This window comes from Vibrio sp. 1641 (genome assembly GCF_033339995.1).
GTDB lineage: Bacteria > Pseudomonadota > Gammaproteobacteria > Enterobacterales > Vibrionaceae > Vibrio > Vibrio alginolyticus.
This window is the reverse complement of the sequence record NZ_JAWOVP010000003.1, coordinates 121,009-140,448: the sequence shown is the minus strand read 5'-3', so window position 1 is coordinate 140,448 and position 19,440 is coordinate 121,009. Positions and strand designations below refer to the sequence as shown.

17 protein-coding genes and 1 riboswitch are annotated in these 19,440 nt (G+C 43.2%); of the genes, 9 read left to right on the top strand and 8 right to left on the bottom strand.

Going from position 1 to position 19,440, the window contains the following annotated elements; genetic code table 11:
* The first annotated feature begins 74 nt into the window (after positions 1-74).
* The gene (locus R7Z47_RS08465) at positions 75-410 is read left to right on the top strand and encodes a DMT family transporter (protein ID WP_169644527.1); all 336 of its coding nucleotides are present in this window, start codon (positions 75-77) and stop codon (positions 408-410) included.
* Positions 411-830: 420 nt separating this feature from the next.
* Entirely contained in the window at positions 831-1,781 is a 951-nt protein-coding gene (locus R7Z47_RS08460; protein WP_064369089.1) for an LpxL/LpxP family Kdo(2)-lipid IV(A) lauroyl/palmitoleoyl acyltransferase, read from the top strand.
* 70 nt (positions 1,782-1,851) lie between these two features.
* Here R7Z47_RS08460 and R7Z47_RS08455 read toward each other — a convergent pair whose 3' ends face one another.
* Positions 1,852-3,324, bottom strand: a complete 1,473-nt coding sequence (locus R7Z47_RS08455) for a carboxypeptidase M32 (RefSeq protein WP_137281936.1) — start codon at positions 3,322-3,324, stop codon at positions 1,852-1,854.
* A 216-nt stretch (positions 3,325-3,540) separates the two neighbouring features.
* Here R7Z47_RS08455 and R7Z47_RS08450 point away from each other — a divergent pair, with 216 nt between their 5' ends.
* On the top strand, positions 3,541-4,176 hold the full coding sequence (locus R7Z47_RS08450; RefSeq protein WP_017820932.1) for a LysE family translocator: 636 nt from the start codon (positions 3,541-3,543) through the stop codon (positions 4,174-4,176).
* Positions 4,176-4,742, top strand: coding sequence for a hypothetical protein (locus R7Z47_RS08445; RefSeq protein WP_005385713.1), 567 nt, complete (start codon positions 4,176-4,178; stop codon positions 4,740-4,742). Before R7Z47_RS08450 ends, R7Z47_RS08445 begins: the two co-directional genes overlap by 1 nt.
* Positions 4,743-4,859: 117 nt before the next feature.
* Here the strand turns inward: R7Z47_RS08445 and R7Z47_RS08440 are convergent, their stop codons facing one another.
* Positions 4,860-6,236 carry an alanine/glycine:cation symporter family protein gene (locus tag R7Z47_RS08440; RefSeq protein WP_104975278.1) on the bottom strand — a complete coding sequence of 459 codons (1,377 nt, stop codon included), beginning with the start codon at positions 6,234-6,236 and terminating at the stop codon, positions 4,860-4,862.
* Positions 6,237-6,358: 122 nt separating this feature from the next.
* Positions 6,359-6,458: riboswitch (glycine riboswitch) on the bottom strand.
* Positions 6,459-6,985: 527 nt separating this feature from the next.
* Here R7Z47_RS08440 and R7Z47_RS08435 point away from each other — a divergent pair.
* Together R7Z47_RS08435 and R7Z47_RS08430 are read left to right on the top strand one after the other, a co-directional pair.
* Positions 6,986-7,144, top strand: coding sequence for a hypothetical protein (locus R7Z47_RS08435; RefSeq protein WP_005377784.1), 159 nt, complete (start codon positions 6,986-6,988; stop codon positions 7,142-7,144).
* A 31-nt stretch (positions 7,145-7,175) separates the two neighbouring features.
* Positions 7,176-7,910 carry a chromosome partitioning protein ParA gene (locus R7Z47_RS08430; RefSeq protein WP_031780983.1) on the top strand — a complete coding sequence of 245 codons (735 nt, stop codon included), beginning with the start codon at positions 7,176-7,178 and terminating at the stop codon, positions 7,908-7,910.
* 89 nt (positions 7,911-7,999) lie between these two features.
* On the opposite strand, the gene R7Z47_RS08425 is transcribed toward R7Z47_RS08430, so the two are convergent.
* The 6 genes from R7Z47_RS08425 to proV all read right to left on the bottom strand — a co-directional run bounded on the left by R7Z47_RS08425 (position 8,000) and on the right by proV (position 14,415).
* Positions 8,000-8,383 (bottom strand): hypothetical protein, encoded by a 384-nt coding sequence (locus R7Z47_RS08425; RefSeq protein ID WP_213967973.1) that lies wholly within the window; start codon positions 8,381-8,383, stop codon positions 8,000-8,002.
* Positions 8,384-8,482: 99 nt separating this feature from the next.
* On the bottom strand, positions 8,483-8,848 hold the full coding sequence (locus R7Z47_RS08420) for a VOC family protein (protein ID WP_017820936.1): 366 nt from the start codon (positions 8,846-8,848) through the stop codon (positions 8,483-8,485).
* A gap of 145 nt (positions 8,849-8,993) precedes the next feature.
* Positions 8,994-10,943 (bottom strand): LTA synthase family protein, encoded by a 1,950-nt coding sequence (locus tag R7Z47_RS08415; RefSeq protein WP_318129970.1) that lies wholly within the window; start codon positions 10,941-10,943, stop codon positions 8,994-8,996.
* A gap of 194 nt (positions 10,944-11,137) precedes the next feature.
* Positions 11,138-12,145, bottom strand: a complete 1,008-nt coding sequence (gene proX / locus R7Z47_RS08410) for a glycine betaine/L-proline ABC transporter substrate-binding protein ProX (RefSeq protein WP_054865582.1) — start codon at positions 12,143-12,145, stop codon at positions 11,138-11,140.
* A complete protein-coding gene (proW, locus tag R7Z47_RS08405) occupies positions 12,138-13,223 on the bottom strand; it encodes a glycine betaine/L-proline ABC transporter permease ProW (RefSeq protein ID WP_005377778.1) in 1,086 nt (361 codons plus the stop codon). The genes proX and proW overlap by 8 nt, the downstream gene beginning before the upstream one ends.
* Positions 13,224-13,227: 4 nt before the next feature.
* On the bottom strand, positions 13,228-14,415 hold the full coding sequence (gene proV / locus R7Z47_RS08400) for a glycine betaine/L-proline ABC transporter ATP-binding protein ProV (protein WP_262606563.1): 1,188 nt from the start codon (positions 14,413-14,415) through the stop codon (positions 13,228-13,230).
* A gap of 437 nt (positions 14,416-14,852) precedes the next feature.
* Here proV and R7Z47_RS08395 point away from each other — a divergent pair, with 437 nt between their 5' ends.
* The 3 genes from R7Z47_RS08395 to R7Z47_RS08385 all read left to right on the top strand — a co-directional run bounded on the left by R7Z47_RS08395 (position 14,853) and on the right by R7Z47_RS08385 (position 19,330).
* Positions 14,853-16,733: a DUF294 nucleotidyltransferase-like domain-containing protein gene (locus tag R7Z47_RS08395; RefSeq protein ID WP_130546075.1), complete on the top strand. Its 1,881-nt coding sequence runs from the start codon at positions 14,853-14,855 to the stop codon at positions 16,731-16,733.
* On the top strand, positions 16,733-17,479 hold the full coding sequence (locus R7Z47_RS08390) for a 3'-5' exonuclease (RefSeq protein WP_213893813.1): 747 nt from the start codon (positions 16,733-16,735) through the stop codon (positions 17,477-17,479). The genes R7Z47_RS08395 and R7Z47_RS08390 overlap by 1 nt, the downstream gene beginning before the upstream one ends.
* 192 nt (positions 17,480-17,671) lie before the next feature.
* Complete coding sequence (locus R7Z47_RS08385; protein WP_005377772.1) at positions 17,672-19,330, top strand: BCCT family transporter; 1,659 nt, start codon at positions 17,672-17,674, stop codon at positions 19,328-19,330.
* Positions 19,331-19,440: the final 110 nt, after the last annotated feature.

Sequence of the window (19,440 nt, the reverse complement as noted above, 5' to 3'; positions counted from 1 at the left end):
CCTAATTATCCGGACATGTTGTCGGTTACATTTCTGTTGAGCGTTAATGCCTTATGTTCAAAATGCTTGTCTCTATGCCACCAATGTTGGCGCTGTCGATAGCGATTGTATGTGAAGTGATTGCCACTTCTTATATTCCCAAAACAGAGCAATTTACGAAAGTAATGCCGAGCACAGTCGTTTTGATTGGTTACGGCATCGCTTTCTTCTTGCTTTCCGTCACAGTGCAAACAATGCCTGTCGGGGTTGTTTATGCCATATGGAGTGGTGCTGGGATCGTTTTGGTTGCGACGGTTGGTTACTTTGTTTACGGACAGCGTCTAGACTTACCAGCCCTAGTTGGTATTGGGTTTATCATCGCTGGTGTGTTGATCGTAAATTTATTATCCAAAACAGTAGGGTACGAATAACGCCACTCTACTTGTTAAGTGAATAAGAAGCCGCAGCGAGAAATTGCTGCGGCTTTTTAGTGCAAATTCAATCGCTAATGGCGAGTATTGATATGATGTCTTATTGTTGCATTCATCACGGTCGCATTATGTGATTGAAAAACAGGCATTATTTAGCGCATTGAAAATACAAAGTTATGTTTCTTCAAACTTTAGGAAAGGGCAGTAGATAAATCACTCCGATAGATGTTAACGTGGCGACTCATCTTTACTGCTTTTTCATTCCCTACATATTTCTGCAAAGTTCTTATTGTGTAGTGTGTCGAAGAACCATAGAATCCGCGCGCTTTAATTTATGTTATTAGCGTTATCAATGATAAAAGTGCAGTCCATTATCATTGTTTTTATCACTTATAGATGGGCACATCTGACAATACTTACATGAACAAATACAAAAAGCCTGCATTCAAGGCCGAATTTCTTTTGCCTCGTTACTGGGGAACGTTAATTATCATTAGCGTGATGTACTTACTTAGCCTCCTTCCTTTTAAAGTTCAACTAGCTTTGGGACGCAACATTGGTCGTTTAGCTATGCGACTCATGAGAAAACGTCAAGTTACGATCAGACGCAATCTTGAGCTTTGCTTCCCTCATATGGAAGAATGCCAACGCGAAGCAATTCTAAAAGACAACATCGACAATACTGGCATCGCACTTTTTGAGACCGCAATGGCATGGTTTTGGTCAGATAAACGGGTAAACAAACACGTCACGATAAAAGGCATGGAGCATCTAGAGGCTTTAGAGAAGTCAGGCAAAGGTGCATTAATGTTGGCCGTACACTCAATGAATCTAGAGTTAGGTGCTCGAGCTTTTGGCATTAAAAAGTCTGGAACCGGTGTTTATCGCCCAAACAATAATCCGTGCTTTGATTATTTTCAGTATAAGGGACGCTCTCGCTCTAATCGTACACTGATTGATCGTAAAAACGTCAAAGCCATGCTTGAAGCACTTAAAACGGGTGAGCGGGTTTGGTATGCACCGGACCACGATTATGGTAACCGACGCTCGACATTTGCACCGTTATTTGCCGTTAAAAATGCTTGTACTACGACAGGCACAAGTTTGTTGGTTGATTCTACAGATTGCGCCATTGTGCCTTTTACGATGGTAAGAGGAAAAGACGGACACTATACCCTAACCATTAGTGCGCCCGTCGAAGGTTTCCCGAAAGAGGATCATCAACGTGCCGCCGCATTCGTGAATCAAATAGTTGAAACATCAATCATGGCAAGTCCGAGCCAGTATATGTGGCTTCATCGTCGGTTTAAAACTAGACCAGAGGGTGAGGACTGTTTGTACAAGCCTAGGCTCATCCCTAGCTTGGCATAACACATAGAGAGCCTACAAAAAGCCCAAGGAACATACGAACCTTGGGCTTTTACTTTCTATTCTTTTCGCTTTATAAGTAGCGATCTTTTAGGTGAGCTTGAAAGTGTTTAGCATTCAGTGTTTCACCCGTGGCTTGTTTTACCAACTCATTAGTGGTGAATAAGCTACCTTTACTCCAGATGTTTTCCGAGAGCCAATTGAATATCGGAGCTAAGTCGCCAGAACGAATAACCGCATCTACATCGATGGTTTGTTTCATTGCTGCCATAAATTGTGCAGCGTACATCGCACCGAGCGTGTAGGACGGGAAATAGCCAAAACTTCCGTCTGTCCAATGGATATCTTGCATACAGCCATTTTTGAAGTTTCCTTCGGTTGACAGCCCCAAGTACGCTTTCATCTTTTCGTTCCAGAGTTCTGGTACATCTGTATGTTTGATGACGCCATTCATGAGATCTCGCTCAATTTCATATCGAAGAATAACGTGAGCAGGATATGTTAGTTCGTCAGCATCTACGCGAATAAAGCCTTTTTCTACGCGAGTGTAAATTTTGGCTAAATTGTCTTTTTCGAATTCACTACCAGAAAAATGGTTAGAAGCCAGTCGAGCGAGGTGATCGATAAACGCGCTGCTTCGTCCTATTTGCATTTCAAAGAAGAGTGATTGTGATTCATGAATACCCATAGAGCGAGCTTCTCCCGCGGGTGTTCCTGATAAATCTTTTGGTAGCCCTTGTTCGTATCGAGCATGGCCAGTTTCGTGGACAATCCCCATCAATGATTGGACAAACTCGTTTTCATTGTAACGTGTCGTAATACGCACATCTGTCGGTACACCGCCACAAAATGGGTGGGTACTCTCATCAAGTCGACCGTGTTCAAAATCGAATTGAAGTAGCTTCATGACTTCCAAACCGAGCGCTTTTTGCTTTTCCGCAGGGTAGTGTGCAGTTGGCAATAAGATGTTGTCTGATTGTTGTTTTTCAAGCGCTTCATCGATCAAAGTAGGAAGCCAGGTTTTCACGTCAGCAAAAAGAATGTCTAACGACGCAGACGTTGTGCCAGGTTCATAAACATCGAGCATGGCATCATAAGGAGTCGTGCCATTTGCTTCGGCTCTAATTTGCGCTTCTTCCTGCGATAGCTTTACGACTTCAGCCCAGTTCTTTTCAAAACCAGCCCAGTCATTTTCTCCACGTTGCGTACGCCATGCATGTTCACATTTGGAGCCAGCAAGAGATTGAGCTTGAACTAATGATTCTGGTAGTAAGTTAGCTTGCTGCCACCCACGCTTCATTTCTCTTAGGATAGATTTTTCTTTTGTAGACAGCGTCTCTTCTTCTGCCTGAGCGAAAAGCTCTCCCAAGTGCGGTTGAGTCATTAAAGAATGGATATGTACATCGAGCTCTGCCGTGGCATTCGAGCGTGCTTCAGCGCCACCAGGTGGCATGACCGCTGCTTGATCCCAATCTATGATGGCAGATAGATGCTCAAAATTTGCCACTTTTTTGGAATGTTCAACGAGTTTTGTAAATGCGTTCATGTGACTACTCTTATTCTTTTGTTCTTTCCCTAAACACCCGATAACGGGTCCTTCATATGGTGTTGCACTAAGCAACCTACGTTAATTTATTAATAATTAACTCCAACCCATTGTCCATAAACTCACCCAGTTGTATAGCTCTCTTAAAAAAGAAGCTTGCGAATCTTGTGGATTGGCGGTATTGATGAAGGATTGACAATTAATTATCACGATAATATGGATATTTTGAATTTCGAGGCATTTATTATTGCCATTACGATTTTAACGTTAACGCCAGGTTTAGATACTGCACTTGTTATCCGTAACACTAGCCGCTCGGGCCTAAAAGATGGATGTACAACCAGTCTAGGGATTTGCTTTGGCTTATTCGTACATGCTTTTTTTTCTGCGGTTGGTATCTCGGCGATTCTTGCGCAATCAGCAGAGTTGTTCCAAATCGTAAAAATGATTGGCGCGGCTTATCTTATCTGGCTTGGTTTGAGCAGTTTAAAAGCGCTAATGTCGTCGAAAGATGGATTGACCGTGACCGAGCAGATTCACGAAGTGTTTAATGGTAAGCGCTCTTTTAGAGAGGGCTTTCTTTCTAACGTCTTGAACCCGAAAACGGCGGTCTTCTATTTGGCTTTCTTGCCACAGTTTGTGAATCCAGAAGGTTCACCCTTGCTTCAATCAATGATGATGGCATCTGTACACTTTGCTATTGCGATGGTTTGGCAGTGTGGTTTAGCTGGCGCGCTTAACTCGGCTAAAAATCTACTAAAGAATGCAAGCTTTATGAAGTGGATGGAAGGCGCGACGGGCGCAGTATTAGTCGCACTTGGTGTGAAGTTATTAATTGAAAAACCCGTTTAATGCGTAATATTTATCGATTGTTGATACTACTCGCTGTATTTATTGTGGGGATAGGTGCCGCTGTAGCTTGGCATACGTGGCCACAAGTACAGTTTGCGCAACGCGGCATGATCTGGTCTTGGCACTGGGGCTACTTCGAGCCTTTTGCTAATGGAATACAACAAACGCGAACTCAAGACACTAAACAGTTATTGCTCAGGCGTGTGTATTTGCATGACGCTATTGTCGTTTTTGTTTCGACAACTATGGACAATAAATTTGAGGTCGACGTTGTAAAAGAGCAAACCTGTGAACCTAAAACGACGACTTGGGCTTCGGTCTCTGTCAATCATCAACGTGTCAGGCATGTACCTATGGTGTGCGATGCGTTTGGGCAAGGCTACTTTTATCGCTACATCGGGAAACATCTGGAATCGATTGAAGTTGGTGTCGGCGACTCGTTTGTAACAGAAGCATTTTTAGACTGGCCGCTATCAGAGTTGAAAGCGGATCAATTCAAGCAAAAAAATGCGAAGTTTTTTGAAGAACGTGGAGAAAACGTTGAGCATCAATGGTTGAGAGATTAACCATTTAACCGAAGATAAATAAAGCCCGCTAAATAATAGCGGGCTTTGTGTTTTACCATTTCTAATGTGTCTTGCTCTCTGTGACTGACAGTTTGTGACCGCAAACCTGCCGTTTCACTAAGCTTTCACTGCTTCAACTTTACCTGATTGCGATGTTGAGCTAAAGAACAGTTTGGTTTCTGCCAGTACGACGTGACGCAGTGCGATCAAACCAATTAGGTTAGGAATTGCCATCAGACCGTTTACGATATCAGCCAGTAGCCAAATCATATCGAGGTGAAGGAATGCACCAGATGCCACCAAGCCGACGAAAATCAGTTTGTATGGAAGCACAGCTTTAGTTCCGAACAGGAACACAACGCAACGCTCACCGTAGTAGTTCCAACCAAGAATGGTGGTAAAAGCGAAGAACATCAAACCGATTGAGACGAGCATAGGACCAAATGTATCTGCATTTAAACCCACCGCAAAAGCATGAGTCGTCATCGCGGCACCTGCAAAGTCACTTTGCCATGCACCAGTCAGGATTAGAGCAAGGCCTGTCATGGTACAAATAATGATGGTATCGAAAAAGGTACCCGTCATTGAAATTAGGCCTTGTTTAACACAAGAGTCTGTCTTCGCTGCTGCTGCTGCCATAGGCGCGCTACCCAAACCAGATTCATTTGAGAACACACCGCGAGCGATACCTGATTGGATTGCCAGCATGATGCTTGCACCTAAAAAACCACCCGTCGCTGCTGTTGATGTAAAGGCTGAAACCAGCACTAATTCGACGGCATTGAACAATTGGTCTGCATTCATGATGATCACGCTTAAACACGCCAACACATAAAATACAGCCATGGTAGGAACCACTTTTCCTGCAACGTTAGCAATGGATTTGATGCCACCCAAAGTTACGAAAGCAACCAAAAGAGTTAGTACAAAGGCAGATAGCTCACGGTTAACACCAAGAGATATCTCACTTGCATCCAGAATCGCGTTTACTTGTGGAAACGTACCGATACCAAAACAAGCAACACCCAAAGCAAACACTGCAAACATGATCGCGAGAGCTTTTGAGCCAACACCGTATTGCAAGTAATACATTGGGCCACCAATCATTTGGCCTTTATCATCGACTCTTCGGTACTTAACCGCCAACAAACATTCGGCGTATTTAGTCGCCATTCCGAAAAGGGCAGCGAGCCACATCCAGAATAGAGCGCCTGGTCCACCGAGTTTGATTGCTGTGGCAACACCAACAATGTTACCAGTACCAATTGTTGCTGAGAGTGCAGTACAAAGAGCTGCAAAGCTAGAAACGTCACCTTGAGTATTAGATGACTTATCTTTACTGAATACCATCGCTAGCGCTGTTGGGAGGTGTTTAAACTGGATCAAGCCAAGGCTAAAAGTGAAGTAAACACCTGTACCCACTAGCAAAATAAGCAGCGGTGGACCCCAGACAAAATTATCGATGGTTTGTAGTAAAGATTGTAGGTTGTTCATGATTTCCCCTTAATAAAACAACTAATAAGGAGAAGAGGGAAAGGACGAGATCAACGATCTCTAAAAGAACTAAGCTATTGGTTGTAGGCGGGAAGGCCAAGCAAAATAGTTAGGTTGTAACTTTCCACTCCTCTGTCCTTTTGCCTGAGAGTTTCACCTTGCGTGAGTGCAAGACTTGCTCCTTCGGCGACCGATTTAACGGTTCTCTCCAGAGGTTCCTCCAACTACAGTCCCCGCTACCTAGGTAGCACCTGAAATAGTTAATTCTTCGGCGAGTTATGCTAATCAAATGTTAAAATTTGATTAATAACCACTCTCCTGCAGTCTTCATCGGAACAATTACTCAATTAAATGAGTAAAGGTTAGTTAATGATGCTGGTCATCATTAACGTGTGAACTCTATCATGTTTTTGGTCTATTTCAACACCCTATGTCAATTTATTTTTAATGAAATAACCTCATCAATTTTCATGAAGGTATGTTTGCCAATCTTTTTGTGCGAGTCACGGCATAAATAAAATTTATTGGGTTAGGGAATGGAACCCCAAAACACTTCAGAACGATAAATGTGTTTCGATTGTTACGACATAAGTTATTCAATTAAGGACACAAAATTGATTAAAATCGGAGCACTTATTTTAAAATCTACGCTAAGTTGACCTTATGGTACGTATAAATGGGTTACAATGAACCTTTGTGAAACAGTCTACGGACCTAGGCAGTTTTTCATGAGTGGACAAGGAGGCGGTATGACCAGATTATTAGCCATTGCGGTGTTGATTGCAGTAGCATTTGTGCTGTTTCGTTATCGAACCAATGAAAAAGTCCAAAAAGCGACCGTTATAACATTAATTGGCGCATTTCTGATTTATACAGCATCAATTATGTTTGCGGAATTGATCCGCTAGCAAAGTAAAAGAGTCCTTGGAGTAGTATACGGTGAGTTCTCAGAACAAAATGGAAGAGCAAGACGACGTAGTTGTCATTGAAGAGCGTGACAAACGTACGCATATCTATATCGCAATCGCTGCGGTGTTAGGCTTGGCATTTGGTGGCCTTGTTGGAGCGGTTGTCACTGCGAACAAGTGGGAATCGACTTACCACGTATTAGAAGAAAAGTATCAAGCACTAACGCAAGATAAAACCCAGTTGGCATCTCAAGTAAAAGTGCGTGAAGAGGCGCTTGACCAAGAGATACAAAACCAAGTTAGTGAGTTACTTGCCGCGAAAGACGAAGCGCACCAGAAAGCACTTAAGAAGTTGCAAAAGCAATTGACTGAGGTCGAGAAGGTCAACTTGTCACTAGAGTCTCAATTGAAGCAGCAGGCAGATAAGATCAACACGACGAAGTCAGAAAATGAGAAGCTGAGTCGTCAAGCGGATATGCAAGCGACTATGTTTGAGCGGTCCCGCGAAGTATTCCAGAAAGAGCTAAAAATTTCGCAAGAATTAGAGTCTCTCGAGAAAGAACGGTCGAAATTATTACCTAAGATTGAGAAACTCAAGAAAGAGTGTGACGTATTTTTAGAAGGCAAATCTTGGGACGTGAAGTCGGACGCGTGTGATAAACATGACGAAGCTAATTCACGACTAAGTCAGGTCGATCAAATGATTGAAGTCTATAAAATGGACCTCAAACAAATCAAAGCAATAACGGAAGATATCGGCCTTTAAGTCTTTTGTATCCGATTTTTGAAAAGCAAAAGGAGCTCTTTAAGAGCTCCTTTTTCGTTGTTAGCTATGACTTTAAGGCTGCTCGTATATTAGATTCGTGAGGCGTCATAGCCTGAGGCGAGCAGGAGCTCTCGTTCGTGTTTAATCAGCTGAGCTCGATCTTCAATTAGTTCATTGAGTGCTTGAGATGGCTTACCTGCTAATGCTTTGAACGAAGCAAAAGATTCCGCGGTGTCGATTTTATCAATCATCTGACTGATGACATTACGAGCCTCACACGGGTTACTCGTCGTTGTAAAGTATTCTACTTGCTTTGCTGCCGATTTCATCTCAGTTAATAGCTCAAGCGGGCTACTTTCTTTGGCTACTGCCATGTAGTTATCCAGCACGCGCTTTGCATAAAGCAGTTCTTTGAGGGGGATATCTCTTCCGCTCTCGATTAGGGATTCGCTAAGGATCATACTTGAGATCATGGGCATTCCTTCTTATTACTACGCCGCTTTTAATGTTTCCTTGAGTCTAATTTATTGAAGTCACATTGGGAATGGGTAAAAAGCATTTTTAACGCATTTTTATTCATTTATGAAAACACGAATGCGATGCTTATCTGGATCGATAGCCATAAAATTTAACCCATACACTGATGTCGCTGGTGGTTGAACAAACTCAACACCTAGGTCTTTCCAGCGCTTGTAAATGCGCTCTAACGTATGCCTGTTGGGCACTGATAAAGACAGCTCGGTGCCACCACCTCTAATTCCGCTGTGGGGTGAAAGATTATCTCTTTGCTTGAGTGTCAACGTTAAGCCTTCGGTCATTGGAATAGCGGCAAAGGTTGGAGACAACTGCGTGACTTTGCGTTCGAACAGTTTCGAATAAAAAACTTGGCTTATGTGGATGTCCTCAACGTAGAGAACGAATGAATTGATAGTCAGCATGGTTTGTTCCTTAATCAATTAGAAATAGTAGGGGCAATCTAACGTAAAGGAACGACAGGAGTTGTCAGTAGAACATTCCCGAGGTGAGTGACAGAATAAGAAAAAGGAGCCGTTTAGCTCCTTTTTATCAGCGGAATCATTGGTATTAATGAGTGTGTTTGGAAGAATACCAGTTGTTTTGATACGCTTTAGATGCAAATAATGCGTTTGCTTTTGCACGCTCTATAATAGACTCGTCCACCTCTAGCGGCTTCATGGTTTGGTCTTTAAAGTCGTACGTCAGGGTCGATACCTTTTCACCAGGGGAAAGCACAACGAGATTGTCGCGCGTTAAATAACCAAAGTTTTTGTCGTATTGCATCATTGCGCGTTCATCTTCGCGAGCCAGTGGCTTCGTTAAATCACGACCAATCATCGGTGTTTTAGCATCTACCCCAATCAGAGATAACAGTGTAGGCGGCATGTCTATGTTGTTTGCTATGCGGTCATCTTTACGTGGTTGAATGCCTTTACCAAGGATCAATGCTGGAATGTGAAAGTGCTTAACCGGAACAAGGTTAGCGCCAGAAACACGCGCATCATGATCTGCAATTACAATGAAAATGGTATCATCCCAATAAGATGACTTTTTCGCCTTTTCAAAGAAAGTGCCCAAAGCGTAATCGGAATATTTTACGGCGTTGTTACGCGTCATATATTCTGAATCGTATGGCTCAATTTTGCCTTTCGGATACTCATAAGGGCTATGATTACTTGACGTAAAAACTAAGCTAAAGAAAGGTTTGTCGCTTTTTGAAAGGCGTTCAAACTCTTCGTTTGCTTTGTTATATAGATCTTCATCACTAACACCCCAAGAGCCAACAAAGCTTGGGTTGTAATAATCATCTTCTTCTACTATTTGATCAAAACCGTTACCAAAAAAGAAAGTTTTCATGTTGTCAAAGTTGGCTTCACCGCCGTAAATAAATTGCGTGTGATAGCCTTGATCTTTCAGTAAGTCCGCGATGGTAAAGAAACCCGTTTGGCTTTTACTCAGCTTCACTACCGCGCGAGATGGAGATGGAGGAAAGCCCGTGGTTACGGCTTCAATTCCACGAACAGAACGAGTACCAGTGGCGTACATTTGTGTGAACTGCCAACCTTCCTTCATGAGTTCATCAAGGTTTGGTGTTAGAGGCAAACCACCCAAAGCACCGACAAATTGGGCGCCTAAGCTTTCTTGTAGCAAAATCACTAAGTTTTTATGTTTACCTTGGTAAGTCGCGGGGTTACTGTTCATGGTTGGGAGTAATGAAGGGGTGAAGTCGGACTTTGTTGATGAAGTGCGAACTAATTCCAACATCTTTTGAGTGTCCATTTTTCCGTAGAACTGCTCCGCGCTCTTTTCTGACTTCATGCTATTAACCGCAAACAACAATGAGTAAGATGAGTTCAGTGCTAAGTCGTTAAGCAGTGGATCGTTAGAAAAGGCGACCATAGCAGGATTTAGCGGGCGGTGCCCTAAAGATGAGCGAGCACCTGCAACCCCAAAAAGAACAACGAAAAGTGCCAATAGTGGTCGCCATTTCCAGTTGACCTGCTGCGCCTTATCGGTCAGTTTCTTACTCCACTTCCAACCTAAAGTGATGGTTAAAACTGTACCTAACGCACCAATAAACAGTTCTAATTTGTAGCCAGTCCAGAGCATACTCAAGACTTCTTTTGGGTAGATTAAGTATTCCACAAACAGGCGGTTTGGACGTAGGTCGTATTCCTGAATGAATGGCGCTGTTGCGAGCTCCATGTATACAAGCACCCAAAGCCCTAAAACCATCCATATGCGTAATATTCGCTTCCAACACTCTCCCATCTTACCGGTTAATGGCATGAAGGTTGAAAACAGTGCTGGAAGAATAAATAACCAGCAAAGCGTTGCAATATCTACGCGCAAACCTTGACCTAGGATGTAAATTAAGTCGTTTAGAGAGTCAATACGGTCAATCTGCCAAAAAGCTAGCAAAACTCTTGAGATAGACAGAAATAGAAGCGAAAACAAAGAAAAGGCAGCAATTGGCTGCAAAGGCCCCCACACAGAGCTCTTTGATAAGTTTTTCATATTTATTCGAATAGTTTAATTGTTATGTTGTGTTGTTTTTAGCAAAGCAAGCGTGAAATAAACGTGAATTATAATGTGGGTTTATGGTCGAGTAGTGTAAGTGTTGGTATGTCTATGTAAGGGGGAGGGGCGTTTGTGTAAAAAAAGAGCCAGTTGATAACACCAACTGGCTCTAGAGGTTGATAAAGGCATGATTACATTGCGGCTTTCTTCGCTTCTTCGACCCATGCGTCGAACTTTTTCTGGTTCGCTTTGATCCAGCCATTTACATGAGACTCGATGTCCGCTGAGCTGTTCTTACCTTGGCTCATCATCATATTCTGAGCACTAACATCATTGATATTTAGTTTGATGATTTCAAATAGCTTCGCAGCAGCAGGGTTTTTTTCCGTAAACTCTTTATTGGCAACGATGCGCATAGAGTTCATCTCGAAGCCGTAGTTCTTACCGTTCTCTAGTGTCGTATCAATGTCCTTACGCTCACCAGGAAGTGAAGAGAATGGCACTTCTAACCACACAACATCTTTCCCTGGAACTAAAACGCCACTTACCCAGTACGGTGTCCAAGTGTAGTAAAGAATCGGATCGCCTTTTTTGTAACGTGAGATCGTATCAGCGATAATCGCCGCGTAGTTACCTTGGTTGTGTGTTACTGTGTCACGAAGTTTGAAAGCATCCAACTGATGCTCAACAACCATTTCACACCCCCAACCTGGGTTACAACCAGTTAAGTCCGCTTTGCCATCGCCGTTTGCATCGAATAGCTTCGCCAATTTTGGATCTTTTAACTGACCAATGTTAGTGATGTTATATTTTTCCGCGGTTTTCTTATCGATCAAATAACCTTGCGCAGCACCACTTACGTATTGGCCTTTACGGAAGAACTTATCATCACCGCCCGACATCGTGTACTTATCGGCGTGAAGAGGGAACCAACCAACCGCTAAGAAAGTAGCATCACCTTTAGCAATAGAGGTGTAGCCTACGTTGTAGTCCACTTCTTTGGTCGGTTTAACATCGTAACCAAGCTCTTCAAGTGCGCGGTTTACGATCAACGTTTGAAATGTTTCTTCTGCAACGGTTGATTGAACAGGCTGAACAGTGACACCTTCACCCGGTAGTTCACTTGCCACACCATAAGTTGAAAATGCGATAGTACTTAGAGCTCCAACAGAGAGCGCTTTCTTCCATGAATTATTCATTGATGTTTCTCCTAAGTTTTAGATCGTCTTGGTTCGTCTTTGTTTTCAGTTTTAATAGGTATGAAACAGGACCTGTGTGATACCAGCGAAGTTTAGTGTTGCCCGCATTAACCCCTAACACTTGGGTGATACGGTCTAACAAAATCGCAAGAATAACGATGCCTAAGCCACCAACGGCAGCAAGACCCATATCAAGTCGGCCAATACCACGAAGTACCATTTGGCCTAAGCCGCCAACAGCAATCATTGAAGCAATCACTACCATAGAAAGTGACAGCATTAAGGTTTGGTTTACACCTGCCATGATAGTTGGTAACGCCAACGGTAACTGGATGCGATAAAGCATCTGTTTTTTGTTTGCTCCGAAAGAGTGGCCAGCTTCGATAAGCTCTTCAGGTACTTGCTGAATACCCAAAATAGTCAGGCGCACAACGGGAGGCAGGGCGAAAATGATCGTTACTACTACGCCAGGAACGTTACCAATACCAAACAACATAACAATTGGCACAAGGTAAACGAACGCGGGAGTCGTTTGCATTGCATCTAATATTGGCCTAACAAATTTGGCAGCGGTTTGGCTCCTTGCCAACCATATCCCCATTGGTAGCCCTATAAGCAAACAGAAGAAAACGGCGGTTAACACCAGTGCTAGCGTTGTCATCGCTTGTGACCACGCACCAATTAGGCCGATGAAAACAAGGGATACAAGAGTAGAAAAACCAAGTTTTACATTGGAAAACTGCCACGCTAGCAAAAATAAAATGAGTACCATTATAGGCGCAGGTGTAGACACCAAAGCAGTTTCAAACGACGTTAGAATAAAGTCGATTGGAACTCGTATTGCTTGGAAAACAGGTCGACCATGTTCCACCAGCCAGTTCAAACCGGACTCTACCCAGCTATCGAGGGGTAAAACCGCATCTTGGAATGGGTTCATAATATCGAATGGTGCTTGCTCTACAGTTTCTGAGTTGAGCCAATCATTACTTGGCGCGGCCTCTGTACCTTGCGACCAAGGATCATCTTGCGCAGGAGCAGTATTTGACCAGGGATCATTGTTAGTTTGCTCTGAAGACATCGTGTTAATCCTTATCTAGTGTTTGTAGAAGACGTGATTTAGTCACGACACCAAAGTAAGTTCCTTGCTCATCTACGACAGGCACGGCATAAGGAACACCAGCAACCAGACCCAAAATGTCATTAATTGACTGATCAGGCTGAAGAGTAACTTCATCCGGTAATTGAGCACTGGCTAACGAACGGTTTTCTTTATGAGCCAAACGTAGTGAATCAAGAGATACGATGCCGGAATATCGGCTAGATTTATCGACGACAATACCGTAATCACGGTCGTGATCCATCAGAATCTGCATCGCAGAGCCTGGACCGTCATTTTCCGATTTCTTAAAAACAGCCGCTGGCTTCTTGCGCGCGATATCTTTTGCTGTCAAGACACTTGCGATGTTTACGCCGCGGAAAAAGGCTTCGACATAATCATTTGCTGGACTGTGTAATATTTCATCAGGTGTACCAACCTGAACAACCTCACCGTTTTGCATGATGGCGATACGGTCGCCAATGCGCATTGCTTCATCCAAATCATGAGAAATGAAGACAATTGTGCGTTTGTCATCGTTCTGTAGACGAATAAGCTCATCTTGCATCTCAGAACGGATCAATGGGTCTAAAGCGGAAAACGCCTCGTCCATTAATAGGATGTCAGGATCACAGGCTAACGCCCTCGCCAAACCAACGCGCTGTTTCATACCACCGGATAATTCGTCAGGGAAAGATTCTGCATAAGGGTCTAAACCCACTCTTTCTAAGGCGGAAAGGGAACTTTTCTGACGCTCATTAACATCGATGCCGGCAAGTTCTAAACCAAAGGCGGCATTTTCAATCACCGTCATGTGTGGCATGAGTGCGAAACTTTGAAACACCATTGAGATATTATTACGACGAACTTCTCGAAGTTCATTTTCGGAGATGTGGGCGATATCTCTTCCTTTGAGATAAACACTACCTTTAGTCGGCTCAATGAGCCGGTTAAGAAGTCGAACAAGGGTGGATTTCCCGGAGCCAGAAAGGCCCATGATTACGAAAATTTCCCCTTCATTTATGGTGAGAGATACATCGTTTACGCCGACTGTTAAACCTGTCTGTTCAAAAATACCGTCTTTATCGACGCCTTTGTCGATAAGCGAGAAGGCTCTCTCTGGGTCTTCTCCAAACACTTTATACAGTCCCTTAACTTCCAGTATGGGATCCATGTTATCTGTCCTTTTTCGTGTGTTTATAACTGTTTAACGATTTGTACTCTAATTAATTTTAGTTCAACTTTCAACGAAAGGGGGTTGGTTAACTAGTTCTGCCGTGCATAGAGAATTCGTTGAGCAAGGTATGTTCAATTCTTATTTTTTATATTTAAAACAATTGCTTGAAATGTGTTTTTATCCGCCATAACGTTGCCCTGACGTAGGGTTGAATTTATTTTGAATTTTTTTGTACATTTCAACTCAACTCGCTTGCATAGATATAAGCTGTGATAGCCTAGAACTCTACATATAAAAGGTTAGAGCTCTAATTTTTGGTTAAGGCTTGGTCCTGTGAAATCGGTTAGGTACTGTTATCCTTAGATTTATTTATTGCTTGATTTCACTCAGAGTGATATTTATCGCTGTAGTTTAGGCAACGTATGGAATAAAAAATGGAAGCCGAACAGTTAGAAGTGCTCAATTTCATTAGCCAGTACCCACCTTTTGATGACCTACCTGAAGAGCAGCTTAGAAAAATTGCTCTCAATGCCGAAGTTGCATACTTTCGGCAAGGAACAAAAATCCTTAACTTCGGAGATACGATCCGCGACTTGTATATGGTGAGAAGTGGGGCGGTAGAGATTTATCGACGTAAAGGTGAACTCTATAACAGGATTGATGCTGGTGGACTGTTTGGTCAGATGGGGTTGTTGATGAACAACCGCGTACGGATGCCAGCCAAAGCGATAGAAGACACTCTAGTTTACTGTATTCCGGAAAACATCTTCAATGAACTTTGTGATGAGTTTGAAAACTTTGCGGACTACATGGAACTGGAAGATAGCGCGCGTTTGCGAAGCGCAATATCTAGCCGCTCCGAAAGCAATGACTTTACCACCGCTAAGGCACGTAAAATCTTAGCAAGAGAGCCAGTAACTCTGGAGGCAACGGCTTCAATTCAGGAAGCTGCGATACTAATGGCAGAGGAAAATGTCACCTCTCTGCTCATTATTCGCCCGACAGAGGAGCTCACAGAAGAAGATGACGAACAGCTGCTTGGAATTTTGACTGATCGCGATCTTTGCATTCGCGTACTAGCTCAAGGTATTGATACCAATATTCCAGTGAGTGAGGTCATGAGTTATGACGTGGTTTCATTGGATTATAACGCCTATGTGTTTGAGGCCATGTTAACCATGTTGCGTTACAACGTGCATCATTTACCAATTTTAAAAGATAAAAAGCCGATAGGAATTATTGGCATGACGGACATCGTTCGTTATGAATCTCAGAACAGCCTATTGCTAGTGAGCTCTATTTTTCAGCAAACCAGTGTCGAGGATCTCAAGCAGGTTTCTGAACAAGTAAAAGACTGTTTCGTAAGAATGGTCAATGAAGATGCCAACGCGCACATGATTGGTCGAGCCATGTCGGTTATAGGCAGTAGTTTCAAACAACGCCTCGCTGAATTAGCTGAGCAAGAGTTCGGCCCAGCGCCCATTCCTTATTGTTTAGTCGCAATGGGTTCAATGGCGAGGGATGAGCAGCTAATTGTAACGGATCAAGATAACGCGCTTATTCTCGATAACAGTTATGACGTTGAGATTCACGGAGAGTACTTTGAAAAGTTTGCTAAATTTGTTTGTGATGGTTTAGCGGCATGCGGCTATGCTTATTGTACTGGAGACATTATGGCTACCAACCCAGAATGGCGAAAAACTCGTGCAGAATGGGAAGAATGCTTTGGAAACTGGATAGACAATCCAACCCCTGAGAGATTGTTAAATAGTAATATCTTTTTTGATCTCCTCGGTGTGCATGGGCGAGTGAAATGGGCGGAGCAATTAAGCAGCTTTATTGTGAGACGAGCGAAAAGAAATAACCGCTTTCTTGCTTGTATGGCGTATAACGCAATACGTAGGACGCCTCCACTGGGCTTTTTCAAAGACTTTGTGATGGAGAAAGATGGTCGTCATCGCAACTCGATTAACTTGAAGCGAAGGGGGACGGCTCCGTTGGCCGATTTAATACGGGTGCATTCTCTGGCAATCGGTTCGCGATCGCAAAACTCTTTCGACCGTTTAGATGACATTAATGATGCTGGCATTTTACCGAAAGGTCGAGGTTTGGATTTAAGGGATGCGATGGAGCTAATCTACATGGTTCGAATTCGTCACCAAGCCCTTGATATAGAAAATGGAGAAGAGCCAGACAACAATATTGAGCCGGAGAACATGTCTGAATTTGAACGTCGAAACTTAAAAGCAGCATTTCAAATTCTAAGTAACGCTCAGAACTTCATTAAGTTTCGATACCAGAGAAGTAGCAAATAATGTGGTTCTCAAAAAATGTAGAAAAAGAACAGCCGTTGTTGGATACATCCCAGACGCCAGAGTGGTCAATGTTGTTCAAACAACTCGCTAAAGAAGCGAAAGACCAGAGGCTCAAACGCTATTATTCGACACCGATGGTTAATGGGGAAACACCAATTGAACAAGTGCCATTTGTCTCGGTAGACTTTGAGACAACAGGATTGAACTCGGAAGAGGATGTCATTCTCACGATCGGACTTGTGCCGTTCACTATTGATCGTGTTCAATGTAATGGTTCTGCTCATTGGGTCGTTAACCCAAACAGAGAGTTAAACCACGAGTCTGTCATTATTCACGGTATCACTGACTCAGAGGTAAAAAACGCGCCGCAGCTGTCTCAGATTTTGGGTGAAATATTGGATGCGTTGTCAGGCAAAGTGGTACTTGTTCACTATAAGAACATTGAAAGGCAGTTCTTTAATAACGCCTTGCTAAATAGCATCGGAGAGGGGATACAGTTTCCTGTTGTTGATACGTTAGATATTGAGTATGCGATACAGCGCCGTGAATGCAGAGGTTTTATCAATAAGTTGAAAGGCAAGAAACCCGGTTCTGTACGATTAGGGCACGCTCGTGAAAGATATGGCCTCCCTGCTTATCAACCTCACCATGCTCTGACGGATGCGTTGGCAACTGCGGAGCTGTTTCAAGCACAACTGCAGTATCACTTTAATCGAAACATGCCAATATCTTCGGTTTGGCAATAGGCGTTATTTATGGTGAAAACAATAAAATGCAATGAGAGATAGGGGGCTTTAAGATTATGATGGCGGATTGAGTAACCGCTTATAAGAACAATGTTTTATGAACATGTGCTTGGTAGTGATGAAGACGTTTCATTACTCGAACTCCGACGAAAGTAATTTAAACTTGGTCACGTATTTTTAAGGAGATTATCCGTGAGCACCGATAATAACGGTGGCATTCAACGCCCCGATGGAAAAGTAAACGCAATAGATACTGACTATCAAATTGGTCAGGATAACGTTGCGCTAAAGGTAGGCCCATTTGGCCTTGATATTCACAACCGTGTTTTTGCAATTTCTGGCTTAGCAATCGTCATGTTTGTTGTGATAACACTATTATTCCGAGAACAGGTAGAGCCGTTTTTTGCAGACCTACGAGCGGGTTTGTTACACAATTTAGACTGGTTTTTTCTCGCTTCAGGTAATATTTTTGTCATTGTCTGTGTCGGATTGATCTTCACACCATTGGGCCGTGTGCGAATCGGTGGTACTGAAGCAACACCGGATTACTCCTATGCCGGATGGTTGGCAATGCTATTTGCTGCAGGTATGGGCATTGGTCTCGTATTCTTCGGGGTATCAGAACCGATGTCCCATTTTAGTTCTGCGATTGGTGGCGTGAGCGTTGAGAATGGTGTACGTACTGACTGGGCACCGCTAGGTGGTGCAGAGGGCGATGCAACTGCAGCTTCGGCATTAGGGATGGCTGCGACGATTTACCACTGGGCACTTCATCCGTGGTCAATATACGCGCTCTTGGCTCTTGGACTGGCTATCTTTTCATTTAACAAAGGTTTGCCACTCACCATGCGCTCAATTTTTTACCCTTTGTTTGGTGAGCGTGTATGGGGTTGGACTGGTCATATTATCGATATTCTTGCAGTGGTAGCGACGGTTTTTGGTTTAGCAACATCGCTAGGCTACGGTGCATCTCAAGCCGCAACGGGTTTGAACTTCCTGTTTGATGTCCCAATGACCAATACCACGCAGGTTATATTGATTATTGGCATTACTGCGCTCGCTTTAATCTCTGTTGTGGCTGGACTCGATAAGGGCGTGAAAATCTTATCTGAAATCAACATGGGTCTTGCAGCGCTGCTATTGCTATTTGTTATTGTTGTTGGCCCGACGATTGCGATTTTAACTGGTTTCTTCGAGAACATCGTTTCCTATGTGGCTAATATCCCTGCCTTATCTATGCCATTTGGACGAGAGGATGTGAATTACTCTCAAGGCTGGACGGCGTTTTACTGGGCGTGGTGGATTTCTTGGTCACCATTTGTGGGTATGTTCATCGCACGTGTGTCTCGTGGTCGTTCAGTTCGTGAGTTTATTATTTGCGTTATTCTTATCCCATCTTCAGTTTGTGTGTTATGGATGACGGCTTTTGGCGGTAACGCAATTAGCCAATACGTTAATGATGGCTACGAGGCGGTGTTTAACGCAGAACTACCTTTAAAACTTTTTGCCATGTTAGATGTTATGCCATTGGCTGAGATAACATCTTTTGTCGGCATTATCTTAGTCGTGGTGTTCTTCATTACCTCTTCTGACTCAGGATCACTGGTTATTGATACTATTGCTGCGGGCGGTAAGGTCGATGCACCAACGCCACAACGCGTGTTCTGGTGTACGTTTGAAGGTTTGGTTGCGATTGCATTGATGTTGGGTGGTGGTCTAGCTGCTGCTCAAGCAATGGCGGTGACGACTGGTTTACCATTTACTATTGTTTTGCTTGTTGCAACGGTATCTTTGATAAAAGGTTTGATGGATGAACCTCGTCCAAAGGCGGTTTCTAAGAAATCAAAATAACTAGTATCAGCAGTTAAATTATTGATAAAAGCGGTATGCGAAAGCATGCCGCTTTTTTTTGGATTTCTATTTTTCTCTGAGAAATGAACAGCATGGAAAATGGTCTTATT